This is a genomic window from Sorangium sp. So ce363 (assembly GCF_051520435.1).
Lineage (GTDB): Bacteria > Myxococcota_A > Polyangia > Polyangiales > Polyangiaceae > Sorangium > Sorangium cellulosum_B.
The window spans coordinates 9,663,436-9,685,778 of sequence record NZ_CP150333.1 but is presented as its reverse complement, the minus strand read 5'-3'; the positions used below and the strand labels follow the sequence as shown (position 1 = coordinate 9,685,778).

At 72.3% G+C, this 22,343-nt stretch carries 13 protein-coding genes; 7 read left to right on the top strand and 6 right to left on the bottom strand.

Annotated features, from left to right (window positions below; genetic code table 11):
• Positions 1-6,486, bottom strand: coding sequence for an amino acid adenylation domain-containing protein (locus WMF12_RS36370; protein ID WP_437873929.1), 6,486 nt, complete (start codon positions 6,484-6,486; stop codon positions 1-3).
• 573 nt (positions 6,487-7,059) lie between these two features.
• Between WMF12_RS36370 and WMF12_RS36365 the strand changes: the two genes are divergently transcribed.
• The 4 genes from WMF12_RS36365 to WMF12_RS36350 all read left to right on the top strand — a co-directional run bounded on the left by WMF12_RS36365 (position 7,060) and on the right by WMF12_RS36350 (position 11,863).
• On the top strand, positions 7,060-7,692 hold the full coding sequence (locus tag WMF12_RS36365; RefSeq protein ID WP_437544827.1) for an RNA polymerase sigma factor: 633 nt from the start codon (positions 7,060-7,062) through the stop codon (positions 7,690-7,692).
• Positions 7,683-9,008 carry a FecR domain-containing protein gene (locus WMF12_RS36360; protein WP_437852602.1) on the top strand — a complete coding sequence of 442 codons (1,326 nt, stop codon included), beginning with the start codon at positions 7,683-7,685 and terminating at the stop codon, positions 9,006-9,008. Before WMF12_RS36365 ends, WMF12_RS36360 begins: the two co-directional genes overlap by 10 nt.
• 98 nt (positions 9,009-9,106) lie before the next feature.
• Positions 9,107-10,159, top strand: a complete 1,053-nt coding sequence (locus tag WMF12_RS36355; RefSeq protein WP_437852600.1) for a hypothetical protein — start codon at positions 9,107-9,109, stop codon at positions 10,157-10,159.
• Between the two features lie 75 nt (positions 10,160-10,234).
• Positions 10,235-11,863 (top strand): hypothetical protein, encoded by a 1,629-nt coding sequence (locus WMF12_RS36350; protein WP_437852598.1) that lies wholly within the window; start codon positions 10,235-10,237, stop codon positions 11,861-11,863.
• A gap of 30 nt (positions 11,864-11,893) precedes the next feature.
• Here WMF12_RS36350 and WMF12_RS36345 read toward each other — a convergent pair whose 3' ends face one another.
• Positions 11,894-12,886, bottom strand: a complete 993-nt coding sequence (locus WMF12_RS36345) for an amidohydrolase family protein (RefSeq protein WP_437852596.1) — start codon at positions 12,884-12,886, stop codon at positions 11,894-11,896.
• A gap of 346 nt (positions 12,887-13,232) precedes the next feature.
• On the opposite strand from WMF12_RS36345, the gene WMF12_RS36340 reads away from it, so the two are divergent.
• A complete protein-coding gene (locus WMF12_RS36340; RefSeq protein ID WP_437852594.1) occupies positions 13,233-13,910 on the top strand; it encodes a hypothetical protein in 678 nt (225 codons plus the stop codon).
• Positions 13,911-14,018: 108 nt separating this feature from the next.
• Here WMF12_RS36340 and WMF12_RS36335 read toward each other — a convergent pair whose 3' ends face one another.
• From WMF12_RS36335 to WMF12_RS36320, 4 genes are all read right to left on the bottom strand, one after another.
• Complete coding sequence (locus WMF12_RS36335) at positions 14,019-14,669, bottom strand: LolA family protein (RefSeq protein ID WP_012239600.1); 651 nt, start codon at positions 14,667-14,669, stop codon at positions 14,019-14,021.
• 47 nt (positions 14,670-14,716) lie between these two features.
• Complete coding sequence (locus WMF12_RS36330; protein WP_437852592.1) at positions 14,717-17,227, bottom strand: cytochrome c peroxidase; 2,511 nt, start codon at positions 17,225-17,227, stop codon at positions 14,717-14,719.
• A gap of 413 nt (positions 17,228-17,640) precedes the next feature.
• Positions 17,641-19,101 carry a C45 family autoproteolytic acyltransferase/hydolase gene (locus WMF12_RS36325; RefSeq protein ID WP_437852590.1) on the bottom strand — a complete coding sequence of 487 codons (1,461 nt, stop codon included), beginning with the start codon at positions 19,099-19,101 and terminating at the stop codon, positions 17,641-17,643.
• A gap of 1 nt (position 19,102) precedes the next feature.
• Positions 19,103-19,906: a glycosyltransferase family 2 protein gene (locus tag WMF12_RS36320; RefSeq protein ID WP_437852588.1), complete on the bottom strand. Its 804-nt coding sequence runs from the start codon at positions 19,904-19,906 to the stop codon at positions 19,103-19,105.
• Positions 19,907-19,939: 33 nt separating this feature from the next.
• Here WMF12_RS36320 and WMF12_RS36315 point away from each other — a divergent pair, with 33 nt between their 5' ends.
• Both WMF12_RS36315 and WMF12_RS36310 read left to right on the top strand, forming a co-directional pair.
• On the top strand, positions 19,940-21,244 hold the full coding sequence (locus tag WMF12_RS36315; protein WP_437852586.1) for an MFS transporter: 1,305 nt from the start codon (positions 19,940-19,942) through the stop codon (positions 21,242-21,244).
• Positions 21,245-21,256: 12 nt separating this feature from the next.
• A complete protein-coding gene (locus tag WMF12_RS36310) occupies positions 21,257-22,240 on the top strand; it encodes a phosphotransferase enzyme family protein (protein WP_437852584.1) in 984 nt (327 codons plus the stop codon).
• The last annotated feature ends 103 nt before the right edge of the window (positions 22,241-22,343 follow it).

Sequence of the window (22,343 nt, the reverse complement as noted above, 5' to 3'; positions counted from 1 at the left end):
TCACTCCTCCGGCTTGTTCCGGCGCGAGGCCTGCTCCGGCGTGAACGGCGCGGGCGCGCGCCGCTCCAGGCCTCGCTCGCGCTGCCGCTGGGCGCGCGCGGTGATGGCGTCGAACCGGCCGCCCTCCGCTGCGCGCGGCGCGGCCCCGACCGCCGCCGCATCCTCGCCTCTCGCCGAGGGGGGCGCGTTCACCCCGAGCGTCCTCAGGTAGGCCGCCTGCTGGGACACCGTCGGATGCTCGAACAGGTGCACCAGGGGAACATCGCGGTTGAAGCGCTCGCGGAGGCCGCGCGCCATGCTGACGAGCAGGAGCGAATCGCCCCCGAGATCGAAGAAGTTGTCGTCGTGACCGACGCGCGGGCGTCTCAGCACCTCGGCCCAGATGCCGGCGATGGCGCTCTCCAGGCCGTCGCTCGCCACCGCGGCGGGCCTCGCCCTGGCTCGCTCGGCGGGCAGCGGCGCGTCCTCCCGGGCTGACCGCTGCGCGCCTTCCGGGACCGACCGCTGCGCGCCCTCCGCCGAGCCAGGGAGCCTGTCGACGACAACCACCCTGACGGGCTCCTCCGTCCAGCGCTCTGCGACGTACGACGAGAGCGCTCGCGCGAGCCCATCGCGCGGCCGCTCCGGCCTCGCCAGGGCGGCGCCCTGCGGCGACGCGGCGCGCGTCGCGGCGTCGACCATGGCCGCCAGCGCCGCCGACTCGCGGGCCAGCGCCTCGAGGGTGGTGTCCGAGTCCGAGATGGCCCCCCCGACGAGGCCGTGGAGGTATTCGTGGCGCGGGCCGACCTGGAAGAGGTGGGCGACCTGCGCGAAGTCGAATCCGCCCGTCTGGCAGAGGCCGATCTGGTGATCCGGCGCCGTCGACTCGAGCAGGTGGGCGATGACGCCGGCCTCCATGAGGCACAGATCCCGCGCCCGGCTGCCGTACACCGGCTCGATGGCGCCGAGATCCGCCACCAGATACACGCTGAACGCCGAGCTGTCGAACGCCTGCCCGTTGGGGCCCCCGTGGACCGACCGGTCGATGTGCGCGCCGGGCTGGATCGTGACCAGCTGCTCCCGCTCGGGGTGGAAGTAGTACGTGCCGCCGGGGACCCGCTCGATCCGATCCGGCTTCACATACAGATACACGTGCACCGGATACAGGTTGCCCGCCGAGGCGTAGAGCTGCTTGGCGAGCGGATAACCTGGCAACCTCACCGGAGACAGCTGCCTCAGGAAGCGCGCCAGGCGTTCGAAGGTGATGGGCTCGCTCCGGAACTGGCGATAGCTGCGCCGCCGCGCGAACGCCGAGAGATCCTCGTCCGTGCGCGCGCGGGCGATCAGGGGGATGGCGGCCCCGGAGAGATCATCGCGCTGCGCCGGCTTGCTCAGCTTGAACTTCAGCCTCGCGATCGGATCCTGCAGCAAGGGGACCTCCGGGTCCGCGGTGCCCCGCGGCGGCGCTTCCACGCCGGACTCGCTCGCTGGATCCGGAAGGGCGCTGCGATCGACCTTGCCGTTGCTGGTGAGGGGGAGGCGGGACGTCTCCACGAAGGCGCCCGGCACCATGTAGTCCGGGAGCTTCGAGGCGATGAACGCCCGCAGCGCGGGCGCCTCGAGCGCCCTGCCCGGGGCCGGAACGACATGGGCGATGAGCCGCTTTCCACCGCTCGCCGTGCTCCCCACCGAGACAGCGGCGCTCGCCACGTCGGGGTGCTGGAGCAGCGCGGCCTCGATCTCCTCGAGCTCGATCCTGTGCCCTTGAATCTTCACCTGGAAGTCTTCGCGTCCCAGGAACTCGATGTTCCCGTCCGGCAGACAGCGTCCCAGGTCGCCGGTCCAGTACAGCCGCTCTCCGGTCTCCGGGTGTGTCACGAAGCGCTCGCGCGTCCGCTCCTCGTCCCGCCAGTAGCCGCGCGCGAGGCCCACGCCGCCGATGTAGAGGCGACCGGGCACCCCGTCGGGACACGGCTCCATCGCCCCGTCGAGCACGTAAAACCGCTGGTTCGCGAGCGGCTTGCCGTAAGGGATGCTCTTCCAGCTCGGATCCACGCGGGTGATCGGATAGGCGATGGACCAGATCGACGCCTCCGTCGCCCCGCCGAGGCTCAGCACCGACGCGCCCGGGAACGCCTCGCGGATGCGATCGGGCAGGGTCACGGGGATCCAGTCCCCGCTGAGGAGCACGGCGCGCAGGGGCGCGGGGGCGCCCGGGCGCTCCGCCCGGTGCTCGACGAGCATCTGCATGAGCGCCGGGACGGTGTTCCACAACGTCACGCCGTGCCGGGACATCAGCTCCTCCCAGTGGCCGGGATCGCGCAGCCGGGCCGGCTCGGGCAGCACCACCGCGCCCCCCGCCGCCCACAGGCCGAAGAGGTCGTAGACCGACAGATCGAAGGCGAGCGACGAGAGCGACAGGACACGATCGGACGCGTTCACGCCGAGGCGCGCGTTCACGTCCGCGAGGGTGTTCACGGCGCCGCGGTGATCGATCGCCACGCCCTTCGGCCTCCCCGTCGAGCCCGAGGTGAAGATGACGTAGGCCAGATCGTCGGGCCGCTGAACGGCCTCGAGGGGCGACTCGTCCTCTGACGGCCCGCCCGGCGCGTCGAGGGGCACGACGATCGTCCCCGCGGGCCACCGGGCCGGCTCCGCGAACCGCGCCTGGGTGAGGACGATCTGCGCCTCGCCCTGCGCCAGGATCCCCCAGAGCCGCTCCCGGGGCCACGCCGGATCGACGGGAAGGTAGGCCGCCCCGGACTTGAGGACGCCGAGCGCCCCGAGCGCCTGCGTCATGCCCTTCTCGCAGGCGATGGCGACGAGGGTGTTGGGGCGCGCGCCGCGGGCCCGCAAGGCTCGGCCGAGGGCGTTGCTCTGCCGGTCGAGCTCACCGTAGGTGATGCTCCCCCCGGGCGCGATCACCGCGGGCGACCCGCCGCGGGCCGCCGCGCTCCGGAGGAACGCCGCGTGGAGCAGCTCCTCGGGCGCGGCTTGCTGCGTCCGGTTCATCCGGGCGCGCGCCTCCTGCTGCGCGATCGGGAGCGCGACCCTCGCCTGCTGGAGCGCCTCGTCGCCGCGCGCCAGCCGCGCGAGCAGATCCAGATAGGACTCGAGCATCGCTCCGACCATCCCCTCGGGGAAGAGCCCGTCGACGACATCCCAGGAGAACGCGAGCTCCCCCTGGTCCTCGGTCACCTGATGATCGAGCCACACCTGCGGCGTCTGGGTGACCATGAAGACCTCCTCGCCGAGCCAGGAGAACAGCGATTGCGGCTCGGCCCCTCCCTGGCCGAGCAGGCTCGTGAACACCACGGGGACGCTCGGCGCGTGCGCCTGGCGGAGCGCCGGGATCGCCCCCGCGCGCCGGTGCTCGATCGCCCTCCAGATCTGGTCCTGGGTGGCGCGCGCCAGCTCGGAGACCGCTTTGCGCCCGCCCACGTCGAAGCCCACGAGCACCACGGTGGTGAAATCGCCGACGATCTCGGCGACGTCCTCGTGCAGCCGCGGGCGCTCGAACGACGTCAGCGTGAGCGAGAACTCCGGGCGGGCGCTCCACTTCCCGAGCACCTGGGCGAACGCCGCGAGGACAACGGCCGACGGCGTGAGGCGGCTCGCCTTCGCCCGGCTCTTCAGCGATTCCCACGCGGACCGGTCGAGGCGCCCCCTGTGCCGCACGAACCGGGGCGGCGTGACCTCTCGAGGCTTCCTGGCGAGCGGCAGGTCGGGCGCGGGGGGGAGGCTCGCCACGCGCTCGCGCCAGAACGCGAGCGAGCGCTCGTGATCCGGCGTCTGTCGATGGCGCTCCGCATCGACGATGCAGTCCCGGAAGGTCACGCCGAGCGGCGGGAGATCGAGCTCGGGCTGCTCGTAGAAGCGCTCCAGATCGCGCGAGACGATCCCGCAGCTCCAGGCGTCGAGCGCGAGGAGATCCAGGTTGATGTGCACGCGGCGCCGGCCGTCTGGAAGGAGCGACACGCCGGCGTCGAACAGGGGCCATTCCGTGGGCGCGAACACGCGGTGGGACAGCCGATGACGGATGTCATCGAGCGCCCGGCCGGCGTCGGCCGGCGTCATCGCGCGGAGATCCCATATCTTCGGCTCGAAGCGGGGCACCGTCCGCTGCACCCGCTGGAGCCCGTCTCCGGTGAACACGGCCCTGAGCATCGCGTGCCGTGCGATGACCCGATTCCACGCTTGCTCGAAGCGCTCGAGATCCAGCCCCTCGCACTCCCGCTCGATGTAGCCGTGACAGCCGACGCCCCCGAGGTCGAAGGCGCTCTCGCGCCCGACCAGATACGCCCGTTGAACGTCGGTCTGGCGAAAGGGCGCTCCCGGGTCGTCGTCACCTGGGCTGACGGCGGGGACCTCCTCCTCGCGGCCGCCGGGCGAGGGCGGCTCGGCGAGCAGGCGCGACAGCTCGTTCAACGTCATTCCCTCGATCAAGCTCACCGGCGCGATCTGCCTGCCGCTGAACCCGGCGATGCGCTCTGCGAGCTGGATCGCCTTGACCGACTCGAGCCCGACCTCGACGAGCGGCACGTCCCATCGCAGCCGCGCGGCGTCCACCTGAAGGATGTCTCCCACGAGCGCCCCGAGGCGCGCTGTACAGCTCGAGCCGCCGGCCTGCGCGCCTCTCGTCGCGGAGGCCCCGTCCTGGGCCGCGGCTGCGCCGGGCGCTCCATCGCGCGCCGGCGCGCCGTGGAACACGCCGAGGGGCTCCAGCTCACCCCGCAGAAAAGCCGCCTTGCACGCCCTCCGCTGCACTTTCCCGCTCGTGGTCTTGAGGAGGCGGCGCGGGGGGAGGAGCACCACCGCGTGCACCGGCAGCCCGAACTGCTGCGCCACGGCGCCCCGAGCGGCGCGCGCGAGCGCCTCGAGATCGAGCCCGCGCTGCCCGCGCTTGATCTCCTGGCAGACGACGATCGCCTCCGGCTCTTCGACAGGGAAGCTCACCCCGTCCTCGAGGCTCACGGAGAAGGCCGCTCCCCCGTCGGGCGCAAAGGCCTCGTGCGCGGAGCTCACCGCGAGCTCGATGTCCTGTGGATAGTAATTGCGTCCTCGGACGATGATGACGTCCTTGAGCCGCCCTGTGATGAACAGCTCCCCCTCCTGCATGAACCCGAGATCGCCGGTCCGCAGGAAGCGCAGATCGCCTGTCCCGCGCAGCCGCGCGCCGAACGACGCGCTCGTCGCCTCCGGATTCTCCCAGTAGCCGCTCACCACCGCGCTGCTCTCGACCCACACCTCGCCTACCTGCAGATCCGGCGCAGCCTCTCCGCTGGTTGGATCGACGATCGCGACGCGCGTGCCGGGCAGGGGCCGTCCGCAGCTCACGAGCTCCTGTGCGTCGGACTCCGCGGCGGCGCTGGCGCGCGCCCGCCCCTGTTGCAGCTCCGTGGAGCTCACCGTGACGACGCGCGGCGGGCGCCTCGGCGAGGCGCTGACCACCAGCGTCGCCTCGGCCAAGCCATAGGAGGGTCGCAGCGCGTCGGGCCGGAATCCGCTCGGCGCGAAGGCTGCGATGAAGCGCGCGAGGGTCCCCGCGCGGACGGGCTCGGCTCCGTTGATCACCGTCCTCCACGTGGAGAGATCGAGCCTGGCGCGCTGCTCGGCGGTCGAGCTCGTCACGCAGAGATCGAAGGCGAAGTTCGGCGCCGCGCTGTGGTGGCCGCGGTGGCGCGACAGCGCCTCGAGCCAGCGCATGGGCCGGAAGACGAACGACGCCGGAGGCATGCTGGTGCATCTGCCGCCCACGAAGAGCGGCAGCATGATCCCGTGGATCAGCCCCAGATCGTGGAAGTGGGGCAGCCAGCTGACGAAGGTGTCGCCGCGCTCGATCCCGAACCCGTCGGCGATCATGCGGCAGTTCTGCAGCACGTTGCGATGGCTGACCATCACGCCCTTGGGGCTGGAGGTCGAGCCGGAGGTATATTGCAGGTACGCGACGTCGTCTGTCGTGCCGCGCGCGGCGCGCGCGTCCTCCACGCCACGCGCGCCGCCCGCGCGTCCGGCGTCGGCGCCCGAGGAGCACTCCTCCAGCGTGTGAACGGCGAGCCCAGAGCGCGAGGTCGGCGCGCTCCGCTCCCGCGGCGTGGCTCTCGCGACGATCGTGCACGCAGGGGCACAGTCGGCCGTGATGGCGTCGAACCGAGATTCCGCCCGATTCGGCCGCGGGAGCGAGGTGGGAACAGCCACCATGTCCGCCAGCAGACAGCCGAAGAACGCCTCGATGAACTCGAGGCCAGGGCCGAACAGCAGGATGACGCGGCTCTTCGGCGGATAGCGCGCGCGGAGGAAGGCGGCGATCGTTCGAGCACGGGCGTGGAGCGCGGCGAACGAGAGCGCCGCCGTCTCCTCCTCGCCTTCGTGGAGATGCACGTACGCGGGCGCGTCGCCGAGCTCTTCCGCGCGGCGAGCGAGCAGCTCAGGAAGTGACGCTATGGCGCTCCGAGATCCAGACAGATCATCCTGTGCGGCGCCGGGCGCATGCCCAGAAAAAGTCATGCCAAGTGTCACGAACGGTTCCTTTCGATTCAAGCACGCAAGACCACCTGCGCGCGCCCAGGCGCTTCACCCATCGAATCGATGCATGCTTCCCGCAGCGCATCGAAGGCTTCGCGGGGGATGCAGGGTGCGCCAACGGTCGAAGTGATCCACCGGGCTCGGCGCTCGCTCAGCTGCGAGCCCGAGAGGATCGTGGGTTACGGGGAACGCTCGAGCAACGGGCGCAGGTCATGACACGAAGAAGAAGCCCTGTCTAGCCCACCAATCGACGGAGGATGCCGTCCCCTGATGATGCGGAAGAAGCCTGTAGCGCGGTGATGTGCGGCGCGCGCTCACTCCATGATCGCCTCGCAGGGATGCAATTGTTAAATAATGTTATTTGTTGTTTAGAACGACGCCGGGCGACGGGCCCGGTCGCATGAAGAGATCCCGAGCTCGCTCTGTCGCAAACTGGCGAATGGGTACTCGCGCGCCAGCGCTCACGCATCAGCTCGCCGGGCGGGGGCGCAGGGCGACGCCGCACGCCCGCCCTGAGCCGTTGCGGCGGGGGCCGGCCATCTTAGAGGCTGCCCAATGTCCGTGCACCTCCGCGTCGTTGGAAAGCCCCGCCCGCCGGACCGCCCTGCCGGCGCGCAGCTCACCTCACCCGACATCCTGCGCGGCCTGCACGCTCGGAACCCCGCGGCGGAGCGCCGCCTGCTCGACACCTACGCGGGCCTCGTCGAGCGGATGCTGTTTCGCATCCTGGGCGACGTCCGGAGCCTGGAGGATCTGGTCCAAGACGTGTTCGCCCGGGTGTTCTCCCGCATCGACGACGTGCGCGAGCCCGAGGCGCTGAAGCCCTTCATCACCAGCGTCACCGTGTTCGTCGCGCGCGAGGCGCTCCGCAAGAGGCGCAGGCACCGCTGGCTCGCGTTCTTCGCGAGCGACGAGCTGCCGGAGGTCGCGGCCAGCGCCGATCCGGAGGCCCGGCAGGGCGTGCGTGCCTTCTACCGCGCCCTGGAGACGCTCGACGCCGACGATCGGCTGGCCTTCACGCTGCGCATCGTCGAGGGCCAGGAGCTCGCGGAGGTGGCCGCTGCGTGCAAGGTGTCGCTCGCCACCGTCAAGCGCCGGATCCAGCGCGCGGAGCTCGCGTTCGTCGAGCGCTGCAAGAAGGATGAAGTTCTTTCTTCCTGGCTCGCGGAGGGCGACCGATGGACCTGAGGACCAAAGACGTCGCGGCCGTGGGGCGCCGGGTCGCCGCGCACCAGGATGCCGCGCTCGAGCGGCTGGTGCGGCCGTCGACCACAGATCGACTCGAGGCGATTTACCGCAAGGAGGCCGCGCTCTCGCTGAGCGCCAGGGCGGCTCCCCGCTCACGGCGGCTCGGCGTCGCGCTCGCTGCGGCGTGCTTCGCCGCTTCGGTCCTCTGGTTCGTGCTGTTCCGGCCGGGCGATCCGTTGACCTACCGGGTCGCGGGGGCGCCGGGGGCCGTCGGCCGGTGGGTGGCGGCGGACGCGTCGCAGGTCGGGCTCGACTTCTCGGACGGGTCGCGCGTGGACCTCGCGCCCGGGACGCGCGCTCGCGTGACCGAGGTCGGCCCCCGGGGCGCGAGCGTCCTCCTCGAGCGCGGCTCGCTGCGCGTGCGTGTCGTGCATCGGGACGACACCCGGTGGGTGGTGGCCGGGGGCCCTTTCGAGGTCCACGTGATCGGCACCGAGTTCGACATCACGTGGAACACGGAAGCCGAGGAGCTCACGGTCTCGATGATCACCGGCCGCGTGCGCATCCTGGGCCCATGCGTCGACCCCTCGGGGCGCGCCCTCGCCGCCCCCGAAGCGACGCGGCTGGCGTGCGCGGCTCCTCGACCCGTCACGCCGCGGGCGTCGTCGCCAGCGCCTGATCCGGAGGCCATCCCCTCCGCGCAGCCTCCCGCGCTCCTCCCGGGCGCGAGCGCCGCCGCATCCGCTCCCGCGCCCGCCTCCGCGCCTGCGCCCGCGCCCGCCCCCGCGCCACCTTCCCTTGGCTCGCCGCAGCCCCGCGCGGGCGAGCCCCTGGCCGAGGCTCCCGCCGAGCGCTGGCGCGCGCACCTCGCCGCGGGCAAGCTCGGCGAGGCGCTCGCGGACGTGGAGCTCCTGGGCATCGACACGGTGCTCGAGCGCGCCGGCGGCGCGGAGCTCGTCGATCTCGGCTCCGCGGCGCGTCTCTCGCGCAAGCCGGACGTCGCGGCCAGGTTCTACGAGGCGGCGCGGCAGCGGTTTGCCGGGAGCGACGCCGCGGCCGCGGCCGCGTACCACCTCGGTCGCATGGCGTTCGACGGGCGCGGCGCCTGGGCGGAGGCCGAGCGCTGGTTCGCCGTGTACCTCGCCGAGAGGCCGCGGGGCGCGCTCGCGCCGGAGGCGCTCGGCCGCTCGATAGAGTGCGCGAGGAACCTCCAGCTCCGCGCGCGCGCCCGCGAGCTCGCCGCGCGCTACCTCGCGGCGTACCCGAACGGCGCCCACGCCGGGCTCGCGGCGACGCTCGCCCATGGGGCCGATTGAGGGTTCCGTTCGGCAGCCTGCGCGCTGGATCGAGCCTCCTCCCGCGGAGGTCGCGGCCGCCGCGCCGGCGCCGCCTGCGCTCGCCGGGGGCGCGCGCCGTGGCGAGCTCGATCGGCTGCGCGCTCGTCGCTTTGCTGGCGTTCGCGGCCTTCGCAGCGCCGTGCTCCGCCGAGGAGGCGCCGCCGATCACGGTCGTCGCCGGCGCGCGCGGGGCGCTGGCGTACCGGCTCTCGCAGGAGCTCGAAGCGGCGGGCCTGCAGGTACACGTCCAGGCGGGCCCCGTGGCGGCTGGTTCCGGCGGGCTGCTCATCGTCATCCCCGAAGGCGAGGAGGGGGCCATCGAGATCTGGTCGGACTCGAGCGGGCGCGCGGACCTGGTCGCGAGCGTGGCGCCCGACGGCCCGCTCGACACCCGGGTGCTCCGCGCGGCGGAGCTGGTGCGGGCGCTCCGGTCGACGGCGTCGACGGCCGGGGCCCCCGTCGGAGCCGTCGCACCAGAGCCTGTGGCCGTCGCGCCGGCCCCGGTCCAGCCCTCTCCCGCCGCGCCTCCAGCCGCGTTGTCCGGTGAGGCGTGGCGGAGCCCGCCGCTCCGCGCCTGGGCGCCGCCCTCGCCGCCGTTCGCGGTGCCCGCGGCGCCCAGGGCCCCGCTCGTCGAGGTCGGCGTCGCGATCGCCGTGGGATGGCAGGCGCCTGGCGCCTCGCTGGCGCTCGATGCCTCGCTCCGGATCTGGCCCTCGGCCCGGATCGGCGCCGGGCTCCTGGCGGACCTGTCGGTCATCGGTCCGGAGATCGAGGCGTCGGAAGGCAAGGTTCGCTTTCGCCGCTCGCTCTTCGGCGCCGAGCTCGCCCTCGCGCCCATCGAGAGGAGCCGTCGGTTCGGACTCGTCCTCTCCCCCGGCGTGGGTCTCGGTTACGTGAGCGCGTCCGGCGATGCGAGACCGCCCTATATCGACAGCGACGAGTCCACCTTCACCGCCTTCGTGTACGGGCGAGGCGAGGCGCGTTTCCGGCTCGTCGACTCCGTGGTTCTCACGGCGGGCGCGCTCGGCGGCGCGGCGATCCCGCCTGTCGACATCCGGTTCGCAGGACGGGTGATCTCGACATTCAGCCCGCTCGCGTCGTTCTCGCTCGGTGTCGTCGTCCAGCGGTGAGCCGCCGCCACGACAGGCGGCCATTCATAGGAGCAAGCCACGCGTACTTCTTCAATCGAGATCGGAGAGGCCTCCTTGAAACAGCTCCTCGTACCTGGATGCACCGTGCTCATGACGCTTGTCGCCGCATGCGACAGGATCCCGCTCGATCCCATACGCGATGATGGCGCCGGAGGTGGCGCGACGGGAGCGGGTGGGGCCGGCGGCAGCGGCGGCGCAGGCGGCAGCGGCAGCGGCGGCGCAGGCGGCAGCGGCGGCGCAGGCGGCAGCGGCGGCGCAGGCGGCAGCGGCGGCGCAGGCGGTAGCGGCGCCGCCGTCGGCAGCGGCGGCGCAGGCGCCGGCGGCGCAGGCGCCGGCGGCGCCGTCGGCAGCGGCGATTCTCTGTGGAGCCGGCACTTCGCCGCGAACCCACGCCAACCCCAAGTCTGGGTGGGCAGCCGTATCGCCGTGGACGAAGCCAGTAACCTCGTCGTCGCGACGGCGGTCGCCGATGGCGTCGACTTCGGCGCCGGTCCGCTTTCGACCGGGGGCGCCCTGGCCTTCGCCCTCGCGAAATTCGACGACGAAGGCGAGAACCTCTGGCACAAGGAATTCTCCGGTTCCGTCTACCCGCATGACGTCGCGGTCAACCAGGCGGGGCTCATTGCCACGACGGGGGTGGTCTACGGGACCGGCGTCGACTTCGGCGGTGGTTTGCTCGTGGGGCAGGAGTCGGGTGGCGACGCCTTCGTGGCTGTCTTCACGGCAGACGGAGAACACGTCTGGTCGGCTCGAGTCGGCGTCGACGGCGATCAATGGGCGGACAGCCTCGCCATGGATGCAGCCGGGAACGTCGTCGTGGCAGGGACGTTCATGGGTCAGATCAGCGTCTGCGGCGCCTCGCTGACCAGCGTCGGTGACATGGACTCGTTCATCGCGAAATTCGACCCTACGGGGAATTGCCTCTGGAATAAGCAGCTCGGCTACACGGAGATCCACAACGTCGCTCTCGACGCGTCGGGCAGCGTCGTCCTCGCCGGCAGCTTCGGCGACTATTTCGCCGAGGCGATCGACCTCGGCGGCGGGCCGCTGACCACCGCGGGCAGCGAGGATATCTTCGTGGCGAAGCTCGATGCTGCCGGTGAGCACGTCTGGAGCAAGCGGTTCGGCGACGAGGCGCTCCAGAGGGCGTACGGCGTCGCGGTCGACGGCGCTGGAAACGTCGTCATCAGCGGGACGTTCCTCGGGAGCGTGGATTTCGGCGCAGGTCCGCTGGTGAGCGCAGGAGGGTACGGTCCTCTCGAGCCCGGCTCGGTCACGTGGGGCGGCAACGCCTTCGTGACCAAGCTGAACCCGGCAGGCGAGCTCCTCTGGGCCAGGCGTCTCGGGCAGTATGGGCCGCAGACGGCGCTGGACGTCGCGGCGACCGTGGACGGCGAACTCGCGATCACCGGCTTGATGTACGGCGACGTCGACTTCGGCACGGGCCTGATGGACTGCACTTATGGCGATGCCTTCGTCGCGAAGCTCGATGCGGCGGGCACGGTCCGCTGGGTGAAGCACACCGGCGGCAGGGGGCAACAGTACGGCTATTCCACGGCCATGGACGCGACCGGCCACGTGTACGCCGCCGGCCCGTTCCTCGGCACCATCGACTTTGGCACGGGGCCGCTGGCGGCTCCGGCATCTACCCGGGCCATTTTCCTCGCGAAGTTCGGCCCCTGAGTCCGCGGACGGCGGTCCGCGAGGTGGCCCTCAGCGCAGGCAGGCGCCGAGCCATCGCGCGGCGTTCTGTCCGAGGGCGGGGCCCAGGAGCTCGGGGGGCAGGTGAAGGCCCTGATAGGTGCCGATGGTGCGGGCCGGCTGGTCGGCGGTTTGACGAAAGAAGCGAAACTTGTCCTCTTTCAAGAGACCCATGTTCGACTCCACCTGCAGGTCCCACAGCTCCATGGACATGGGGTCCAGCCCGCTGGTCACGAGATCGGTCCCGAACAGGAAGCGCTCGGGCCAGCGAGAGAACAGCCTGAGGAGCTGGGCGCGCTCCCGCTCGAGGCTCGCGAACCCCTCTGTCGCCGGGCCGGCGGAGCCATGGCTCGTATCGACGAGGAGGCGCGGAAACGCCTCCATCAGGGACTCCATGCGCGCGAGGTCGGTGCGGCTGCCGCAGAGGTGCGCGCACACGAGCTGCAGGTCGGGGAAGGCGCGCAGGACCGCCTCGAGCTCGCTCCTGTAACGGACGGTGTTGGCATGAAGGAGAACCGGAAGCGCCTGATCCGCGAGCGCCTGCCACATCGCCTGGTGCGAGGGGTCGTCGAGGGGACGCTCGTGGAAGAGGTTGTGCCCCTGATAAAGCTTCACGCCGCAGGCGCCTCGGCGGCGCAGCTCGGCGAGGTACGCGAGGTCGTTGTGACCCAGATCCAGGGTGACGAAGGGAATGAGCTTTCCACGGTGAGCCGCTGCGGCGTCGAGGACGATGTCGTTGCCTGCGCGGTAGCCGGAGAGGCCAGCGCCGCCGCGGCCGCTGGTCAGGTCCGGGCTCGCCAGGATGACGGCGCGATCGACGTGATGCTTGGCCATGTGCGCGAGCAATGGTGCCACCGCGCTGGCCTCGGTCAGGTGCACATGGATGTCGATGACCTCCTGGCGGGCCGGCGGAGCCGGCGACGAACGGCACCCCAGGACGGCGGCGAGCGCGGCGCCCCACGCGATGCTCCGGAAGCGAGCGCCGCGCTCGGCGCGTGAGTTCATCGAAGGAGGGCGATGAGGGCGGCGGCGACCACGAGAGCGATGAGCGACGATTGGATCCATCGCCGACAAGGATACGCCGTGGCGGGGATGGCGCCATAAGAAAGGAGGGAGTCAGGAAATATGAAAAAATGATGTGAGCTGATGATTCGCTTCTGAGCCTGCTTTGTGCGAACGCTCGATGTTCGCGCCTCGAGGACGAAGTTTCGCCCTGGAGGTCGTTGTTCATTTGTGCCCAGTGGAGTTATTTATGTCGCTCATTCGTAGCTCGGTTCGTCTCATGGGGTTCGCAGCGCTCTACGCGTCTTTGTTTGGAACGACATCTTGCTCGCACTGGCTGGATAATGGCGTGGGCTCAGGCGCCGAAGGAGGCGGCGGCAGCGATGCCAGCGGCAGTACCGGCATCAGCGGCAGCGCCATCAGCGGCAGCGGCGGCAGCGGCGGTAGCGGCGCCACCAGCGGCAGCGGCGGCAGCGGCGGCAGCGGCGGCAGCGGCGTTGGTGGGGCTGGTGTAGGCGGGGCCGCGACCGGGGGCGGCGGAGCGTCTGTTTGTGCAGACGACGCCTACGAGGCGAACGACGCGTCCGCCTCTGCGGCTCCGCTCGCCTATGACCATACCGACGACAGCCTTGGTCCCAGCGCGTGGTTCTCGAAGATCGATTTCGTCCTCTGCCAAGGCGACGAAGACTGGTACCTGCTCGACACCACCTCTCTCGGGATCGAGGAGGTCAACTGGAGCCTTCGCGTCCTGGCCTCCGGGGCAGAGCTGTGCGGCGCGGGTTGTGAGCAGTATACTCCGCCCTCCGGTCCAGAGAACACGTTGATCGTGGAGGTCTACAGCGCTGCCACGATGGAGCTCCTCGGGGCCGAGGAGAGCGATCATGGACGGGTATGGCTCGATGGAGGGGGCGCGGGTTCGGCGAACGATCTGCTGCTCCGCATCTATGGGCCGCCCGAGGCGAACTACCCGTACGACATGAGCTTCGTCGCCAAGTCCTATGAAGGGGAGGACGAGTGCGAGTGCTGATCTTCGCCTAGCCCCGCGACGCCCGCGCTCCTCTCTGCTTCCGTGTCCCGGGGGGCCGGGCGGCTCGGCGCTGCCCCGCGCACCGCCGGGCACGAGCTCGGCGCCCGCTCAGCCCTGCTTCGGCGCCTTCATCCGCGCCGGATCCACGCTCACGTCCCGCGCCACCTTGCCGAACGCGATGACGCTCCGGTCTCCGTTCCGCTCCTCGATGACCACGCGCCGCACCGACCACAGCTCCGGCCCCGAGGTCATCTCGAGGCTGCGCACGTGCTTCGCGACCTCCTCGGCCCGCGGCCGCGCCGCCAGGGTGATCCCGTCCGCGCGGCTCGGGATCGACAGATCGTAGCGCGCCCGCAGCTTCCCGAGGTCGCCGCCGAGCAGCACCAGGAGGTCCGAAAGCACCGCCCCGAAGCGCCCCGCCGCGCCGCGCCCCGCGCCCGCCGCGCCCTTCGGCGTCGCGAAGCCGAACCCCTCGGGCGTGATCCAGTAGGTGATCGCGTCCGGCGGCTTCAGCTCCCACCGGAGGCGGTCGGGCAGCACCAGCGTCATCTCGCCGTCGCTCTTCACCGCCGTCGCCAGCAGGCCGATGCTCCGCTCCTGCGTGAACGGCGCGACCAGCGTCTTCACCGACGCGCGCGCCCGCGTGATCTCGGCGAGCGCGTCGCCCACCTCGTCCGCGCGCGCGCGGCGCGCGTGGCTGCCGATCGACAGCGCCCCGCCGCACGCCGCGAGCCCCATCAGGAAAGATCGTCGCTGCATCCTCGCCTCGTCCTCTGACATGGTCATGTCAGACGAGCGGGCCGCGCTCAATCCGCAATGGGCTTCGGCGTGTTGGGCCCGCTCTCCGGCAGGTCCGGCTTCGCGATGTACTCCTTCGGGAGCTCGCCCGTCAGGGACTTGAGCCACACCACGATCTGATCGACCTGGGCATGGGACAGGTCCTTGCCGAGCTGGTGCTTGCCCATGAGCCGCACCGCCTCCTGCAGCGACGAGACGGACCCGTCGTGGAAGTACGGCGCCGTCATGGCCACGTTGCGGAGCGTCGGCACCCGGAAGACCATGAAATCGGCCTGCTTCTTCGTGATCTCGAAGACGCCGCGGTCCATCGTGTCGGGCCACGACCGCACGAGGCCGAGCTTCTGGAACATCGTCGCCCCGACGTGCGGGCCGAAGTGGCACGTCACGCAGCCGACCTCGACGAACGTGTTGAACCCTTCCTTCTCCGCGTTGGTCAGCGCCTCGGGCTCCCCCTCCAGGAACAGGTCCCACCGCCCGCGCGTGATCAGCTTGCGCTCGAACGCGCCGAGCGCCTTCGCGGTGTTGTTGGCGTTGACGGGCCACGGATCGTTCGGGAACGCCCTGCCGAACGCCTTCACGTACTCGGGGATGGAGCGCAGCGTCGCCTCCAGCCGCACCGGCGTCATCGCCATCTCGCTCGGGTTCATCATCGGCCCGTTGGCCTGGGCCTCGACGTTGTCGAAGCGCCCGTCCCACATGAGCGAGAAGAACCCCGCGGAGTTGTACACGCTCGGCGTGTTGCGGCGGCCGCTCTGGTGCGCGTGCCCGATCGACACCTTGGCGCCGTCCGCGCCGTAGCGGTCGAGCGGGTGGCACGAGTTGCACGAGAGGTCGTGGTTCTTCGAGATCCGCGTCTCGTAGTAGAGCATCCGGCCGAGGTTGATCTTCTCGTCCGTGAGCGGGTTGCTCGAGGACGTGATGACCGCCGGCAGCGGGTTGAAGCTCCCGAGCCGCTCCGGATCGATCTGCACGGCCGGCTCGGCCGGCGCCGCGGCGGCCGCGCCCGGCGCCGCGGTGGCCGCGCCCGGCGCCGCGGCGGCCGCCGGCGCGGGCTGCGTCCCGCCGGTCGCCGGGGCGGACGCGGACGCCGTCGTCTTCTGCACCAGCCAGGCGCCGACGCCGGCGCCCGTCGCCGCGACCAGCGCCGCCGCCACCACGAGCGGGGCCGCCTTGCTGCGGGGGCGCACGTGGGCGGTGGGCTGGTCACCCGCCACGATGATCGTCTTGTGGAAGGGCACGGAGGTGCCTGAGACCGTCCTCGATGGCGGCGGCCCGTCCGGGAGCCCGCGGATGAGGAGGCCGTGCGGGGTCGCGTGGTGGCCGCTCTGGGTCGCGTGGTGGTGACCGCTCTGGGTCGCGTGGTGATGGCCGCTCTGGCCGAGCTGCCCGCTGTGCGTGACGTGCTCGGGCCAGCTGCGGGGCGTCCCCACGGGCGTGGGCGGGCGCCGCGTCGAGAAGTCGCCGGGGTCCGGCCAGCTGCGGGACGTGCTCCCGGGCGTCGGCGTGCGGCTGCGGGGCGTCCCCACGGGCGTGGGCGGGCGCCGCGTCGGGGCGTCGGGGTTCGGCGGCCCCTGCGAGGGCGGCGGGATGTCGGCCTGCACCGAGTCGGGGAGGGGCCGCAGCATGCTCTCGTGGATCGAGATGCCGTGCGGCAGGAGCATCCGGCACTCGTCGAGCATCTCCGCCGCGCTCTGGAAGCGCAGGTTCCGGTCGATCTGGAGCGCGCGCTGGACGATCTCGGAGACCTCGTAGGGCACCCAGGGCGCCAGCGACTGGATGGGCGGCGCCGGGGTCGAGCAGATCGCGACGATGAGCTCGCCGAGCCCCCGCGAGTTCCTGTAGGGGGTGCGCCCGGCGAGCATCTTGAAGAGGACGATGCCGAGCGACCAGACGTCGGTCCGGCCGTCGACGTCCCGCATGTTGCGCGCCTGCTCGGGCGACATGTAGATGGGCGAGCCGATCAGGTTGCTCGTGGCCGTGAGCTCCTGGTGGTGCTCGAACGAGTCGTCGGCCTGGATCTTGGCGACGCCGAAGTCGAGCAGCTTGACCGCGTACTCGCCCCCGTCGCGCCGCGCCAGGAACAGGTTGGCGGGCTTGATGTCGCGGTGGAGGACGCGCGCGTCGTGCGCCTTGATGAGGCCCATGCACGCCTGGGCCACGATGCAGAGCGCAAGCTCGGGCGGCAGGGGGCCGAGCCGCCGGAGCATCTGGTCGACGTCCTCGCCGTTGAGCAGCTCCATCACGAGGAAGGGCAGGCCGGTCGCGCGGTCCCTGCCGCTGTCGAGCACGCTCGCGATGTGCTCGCTGTCGATCGCGCCGGCCGCCCTGGCCTCGCGCTCGAAGCGGGCCATCACCGCCTCGTCCTGCGCGAGCTTGCTCGTGATCACCTTGACGGCGACGCGGCGGCCGGTGCCCAGGTGCCGTGCCTCGTAGACCGCCCCCATCCCGCCTTCCCCGAGCAGTCCGAGGATGAGGTACCGTTGATCGAGGGTCGTGTTGATCAGGTTGATGTCCGTCATGGTCTGGTCGACCCGGTCGCCGCTCCGATGCCGCGACCTTGGCGCCCCGAATCGCATTGTCGGACGGAAGGTCGCGCTAGGCAATCTTGCGGTAAGGCCACGCCGGACGAGAGGTGTCCCACCTCCGGTGTATGGGCGTGGGAGAGAGGGCACCCCGAAACCGCGCCGAAAACTTGCGATTTCGCGCCGGGTATGTCGCTGCTGCGCTGCGGGGAGGGCCTTCGTAGGCGTGGCGGCGCGGCGCTTTCGTGCTCGCCGTGGGATGAGGCGCATCCCGGGCGCGGGGCTGTCGCGCTCGCTCGCCACGCTCGCCACGTCCGCGTCACGGCATGGAGACGGCGCCGCCGCGCTTGCACGAGGGACGGAGCGGTTATTTAGTTGCGTCTGTTTATTTAAGGATTGTCGTTGCTTATTTAAGGATTGTCGTTGCCGCGCTCCCCGCCTTCGTGGGGTGAGCCGGCGCGCTCCCAGGCGGCGTAGTCGCCGCTCGTGAGCAGCGGATCCTCGGGCATGGCGTCGGGCTCGGCCGTGTCGAGCGCCGGGTCGAACGTGGGGTTGAGCAGTCGGGTGAGGTCGAAGCGCAGGAAGCGGCCCGCGAGGTGGGGGCCTTCGCTGACCCAGAGGACGCGCGCCGTGGCGTCCATGACGACGGCGTGGGTGGCGATGAGCGCGTCGATCGCGCGCCGGTCGCCGAGCGGCAGGGGCGCGCCGCCGCGCCCGCGCCGGTCGCGCAGGACGTCGATCGCCGCCTCGATCGTCGCGCCCTCGGGCAGCGCCGCGAGCCGCTCGTCGAGGCGGTCGCGCCGCGGGCGGGTCGAGGTCTCGGCCTGGACGCGGAGGTTGCGCGGATCGCCCGCGAGCGGCCCCTCGAAGTGGTTGGTGAGCGGGACCTTGCCGCGGCCCCGGCGCGCGTGCAGCGGCGCGCCGGGCGCCCGCTCGGCGATCGCCGCCTCGCCGCCCGCGTCGACCAGCATCACGAGGTGGGAGACCATCGGCGCGCGCGCCTCGAGGATCGCGAGCGCCTCGTCGACGCTCCGCGCGCGGCCGAGCACCTCGCGCATCGTGTGAACGACCGGCTCGCCTGCCGCCCGCGGCTCGCCGGCCCGCCCGCCGTGGACGACGAGCGCGAGGCCCGCGGCGTTCATCCCCGTCACCGCGCCGATCAGGCCGGGCCAGGACACCGAGGCGTACGGGATCTTCCCCTGCTCGTGGACGAGGAACACCGCCTTGCCCTCGTCGAAGACGGGCCCGGCCTCGAAGTCGAAGTTGCGGGCGAGCACCGCGTGCCCGCCCGCCGACGCCGTCCCGGTGAGCGCGAAGCTCGTGCAGCCGATGAGCGGCGAGTGCTCGAACGAGAGCGCGATGTCGTAGAGCGACTGGAGGAAGACGAAGCGGTGGTACGTGGGGAGGACGCCGTCGAACGGGTCGGGCGAGAAGGCGCGGGCCTGCGCGGCGATCTCGCGCCGGACGCCGTCTGTCATGCCCTCGTCGACGCCGCGGAACTCGAGGCGCGACAGGTCCATGATGAGCCACCGGAGCGGGGCGACGGGCACGTAGCGGTGGAACTGCTCGTAGAGGGTCCCCTCGTTCTGGACCATCTCCGGGTAGAAGAGCCGCCCGTGCTGGTGCCCGATCTCCTCCGGCGACCCGGAGAGGCGCGCCTCGAGGATCCGCCCGCGGCGGCGCGCGTAGGCCGGGCCGAGCACGCGTAGCCCTCCCGGCCCTGTCTCGGGCTCGCCGGCGGCCGCGCGGATCGGGGGCGGCTCGATCCGCGTCGCGGCGGCGATGCCGAGGTGCGCGAGGATCGGCGCGGCGAGGAGCGCGGCGGCCGCGAGGAGCTTGCGGCGGTGGCGTGCGAGGCGCGACGGCCGCAAATCAGGGAGGCGCCGTCGCCGGCTGCCGCGGGTGGGGGTCGAGCTCCGTGGCGAGCGCGCTCGCCGCGGCCGGGCGGACCGGGTCGGGGGACAGCAGCGGCGCGGCCGGCACGTGGCGGAGCCCGCGCGTGAGCGCGAGCGTCGCCACCACCCGGCGGATGATCCGCGCCGGATCGCGCACGCTGTCGAAGTGGGTGAGCCGCTCGCCCTCGGGCGGGTAGATGACCCGGATCGGCGCCTCGACCAGGCGGACGCCGGCGGCCACCGCGCGCAGGAGGATCTCCGCCTCGAAGGCGTACCCCTCGTCGCGGGCGCCGAGCGACAGCGTCGTCCGGAGCGGGTAGCGGCGCAGGCCGCACTGGGTGTCCGCGAAGGGGCGGCCGGCGAAGAGGGAGAGGAAGAAGTTCGAGATCCGGTTCGACATCTGGTTCGCGCGCGGCGCGCCTGCGCCCGCGAGATCCCGGATGCCGAGCACCAGCGCCTCGGGGTCGGCGTCGGCCTCGATGAGGCGCCGCGCCTCCTCCGGCGGGTGCTGTCCGTCCGCGTCGATCGTGACCGCGACGTCGAAGCCTGAGGCGAGGGCGAACTCCATCCCGGTGCGCAGGGCGGCGCCCTTGCCCTGGTTTTCCGGGTGGCTCAGCACCGTGGCGCCGGCCGCGCGCGCCCGCTCGGCCGTCCTGTCGCTCGATCCGTCGTCCACCACGATGACGGTGCCGGCCAGGCCGTGGACCCGGAGCGCCTCCCGTGTGACGTCCCCCACGTTGCGCTCGGCCTGGTAGGCGGGAATGATGGCGCAGATCCGCATGAGACAGAGCGCGATTACCACGGTGTGCCCTGGATGAACAGCGGCAGGCGCCCGGAGCGCCGTCCTCGCCTGCTCCGCCGCCGTCCTGCGTTCCGTCGCGTCTGGATGAGCGAGGTCGTCTCGCTGCTGGGCGACTGGATGAGCTTCGTCGCTGTGAGCCTGCTCGCGCTGGGGGGCGAGGGGGGCGGGGTCGTGGCGCTCGCGCTGGTGATGGTGGGGCATCACCTCCCGATCGCGCTGTTCGCGCCGGTGGCGGGGGTGCTCGCGGACCGGCTGGATCGGCGGTGGCTGCTCGTCGCGACGAGCGTGGTGCAGGGCGCGCTCACGGTCGGGATGCTGGGGGCCGCGGTCGTGGGCAGCGTGGTCGGGGTGCAGGTCCTCGTCTTCGTGCGCGCGTCGGTGGGCGCGCTGCGCTTGCCGGCGCAGAGCGCGGTGCTGCGCCATGTGGTCGAGGAGGACGAGCTGCTCGAGGCGAACGCGATCGCGTCGGCGACGTGGAGCGTCATGTTCGCGGTCGGGATGGCGTTCGGCGGCCTGATCGCGGGGCTCGGCCCTGCGGCGGCGCTCGCCCTGGACGCGGCGTCGTTCGGCCTGGCGGCGCTGTTCCTCCGGGGGCTCCCTCCGATGGTGGCGGAGGGGCGGCCGGCGGAGGGCGGCATGCTGTCGGCGCTCGCGTCGGTGCGCCGCGACATGGTCCTCGCGTGGCGGCACGCGTGGGAGCGGCCGCCGCTGCTCGCCGCGGTGCTCGCGAAGACGCCGGTCCACATGGCGAACGGCGGGGCGCTCCTCTTGCTCAACCTGCTCGCGACGCAGCTCCCCTTCGCGGGCACGGGCGCGCTCACGCTGGGCGTCCTCCAGTGCGTGCGCGGCGCGGGCACCGGGGTCGGCCCGCTCGTCGGCGTCGCGCTGGTCCGCCGCGGCCTGCGGGGCGAGCGCGCGGCGACCGGGGCCGTCTGGGTGACGTTCGGGGCGATCGCGGTGTTCGCGGTGACCCGCCACCCTGCGGCGCTGCTCGCGGTCGTGCTCGTGTGGGGCCTGGGCAGCGGGGCGAACTGGGTGCTGTCGAGCTCGGAGATCCAGCGGCTCTCGCCGGATCGTTTCGTCGGCCGGCTCTCGGCCGCCGACAACCTGGCCCTCACGGTGGGCCTGTGCGGGACGTTGCTCGGCGGGGCGTTCCTGGTGGAGCGCGCCGGCGTGCCCTCGGCTTCCGCCTGGCTCGGCCTCGGCGCCGGCGTCGTCACGTGGCTCGGGGCGCAGTGGATGCTGCGCCGGCGGGCCGCGGCGGTCCCGGCGGTCCCGGCGCCGCCTCCCTTGCCCCCCGAGACCGAGCGCAGCTAGCCTCCCGCCCCGATGATCCCGGACGTGTGGGCGCCCCTGAGCGGCCTCTCCGTGCGCCGTTGCGAGGACGAGGGCCTCATCAACGGCACCTGGCTGGCGGGCGATCCTCCGCGGTACGTGGTCCAGCGGGTGAGCCCCATCTTCGCCCCGGAGGTCCACGACGACATCGAGGCGGTGACGGCTCACCTGGCGGCCCGCGGCCTCGCGACGCCGCGGTTGCTGCGCACCGGTGACGGCGCCCTGTGCGCGCGCGATGCCGAGGGCGCGGTATGGCGGGTGATGGACTTCGTCCCTGGCCGCACGCACCACCGGGTCGGCTCTCCGGCGCTGGCGCGCGCCGCGGGGGCCCTCGCGGCCCGGTTCCACCGGGCGGTGGACGATCTCGAGCACGTGTACCGCCACGTCCGCGTGGGCGCGCACGACACGGCGCTCCACATGGAGCGGCTGGACGGCGCGGCCACCGGGGGTGAGGGGCGGCGGCTGGCGGACGCCATCCTCGACGCGTTTCGCACGTGGCGGGGGCGGCTCGACCTGCCGGTCCGGCACTGCCACGGCGACCTCAAGATCTCGAACCTGCGCTTCTCCGAGGCGGGGGAGGGGATCTGCCTGCTCGATCTCGACACGCTGGCGCTGCAGTCGATCGACGTGGAGCTCGGCGACGCGTGGCGGTCGTGGTGCAACCCGGTCGGGGAGGACTCGACCGAGACGCGCTTCGATCTCGAGGTCTTCGCCGCCGCCGTGGCGGGCTACCGCGAGGCGAGGCCGCTCGGGGCGGAGGAGCAGGAGGCGCTCGTCGACGCGGCGGAGCGGATCGCGCTGGAGCTCGCGGCGAGGTTCTGCCGGGATGCGTTCGAGGACCGGTACTTCGGCTGGGACCCGTCGCGTTTCCCGACGCGGGTCGCGCACAACCTGTACCGGGCGGCGGGGCAGCTCTCGCTGGCGCGCTCGGCGCGGCGCCAGCGCGGGGAGCTCGCGCGGCTGCTCGCGGGGGGGTGACGAGCGCGGCTGCGCGGGAGCGGGCGGGCATGTCGGGAGATGGGCCGTGCCTGGCCGAATGTGCCTGAGCCACCGCCGGACCGAACTCGCGCTCGATGAACGC

Excerpts from the sequence above, each read along its gene's own strand:
- WMF12_RS36370 (WP_437873929.1), bottom strand. The coding sequence starts at position 6,486 with ATGACTTTTTCTGGGCATGCGCCCGGCGCCGCACAGGATGATCTGTCT.
- WMF12_RS36365 (WP_437544827.1), top strand. The coding sequence starts at position 7,060 with ATGTCCGTGCACCTCCGCGTCGTTGGAAAGCCCCGCCCGCCGGACCGC.
- WMF12_RS36360 (WP_437852602.1), top strand. The coding sequence starts at position 7,683 with ATGGACCTGAGGACCAAAGACGTCGCGGCCGTGGGGCGCCGGGTCGCC.
- WMF12_RS36345 (WP_437852596.1), bottom strand. The coding sequence starts at position 12,886 with ATGAACTCACGCGCCGAGCGCGGCGCTCGCTTCCGGAGCATCGCGTGG.
- WMF12_RS36335 (WP_012239600.1), bottom strand. The coding sequence starts at position 14,669 with ATGCAGCGACGATCTTTCCTGATGGGGCTCGCGGCGTGCGGCGGGGCG.
- WMF12_RS36330 (WP_437852592.1), bottom strand. The coding sequence starts at position 17,227 with ATGACGGACATCAACCTGATCAACACGACCCTCGATCAACGGTACCTC.
- WMF12_RS36320 (WP_437852588.1), bottom strand. The coding sequence starts at position 19,906 with ATGCGGATCTGCGCCATCATTCCCGCCTACCAGGCCGAGCGCAACGTG.
- WMF12_RS36315 (WP_437852586.1), top strand. The coding sequence starts at position 19,940 with ATGAACAGCGGCAGGCGCCCGGAGCGCCGTCCTCGCCTGCTCCGCCGC.
- WMF12_RS36310 (WP_437852584.1), top strand. The coding sequence starts at position 21,257 with ATGATCCCGGACGTGTGGGCGCCCCTGAGCGGCCTCTCCGTGCGCCGT.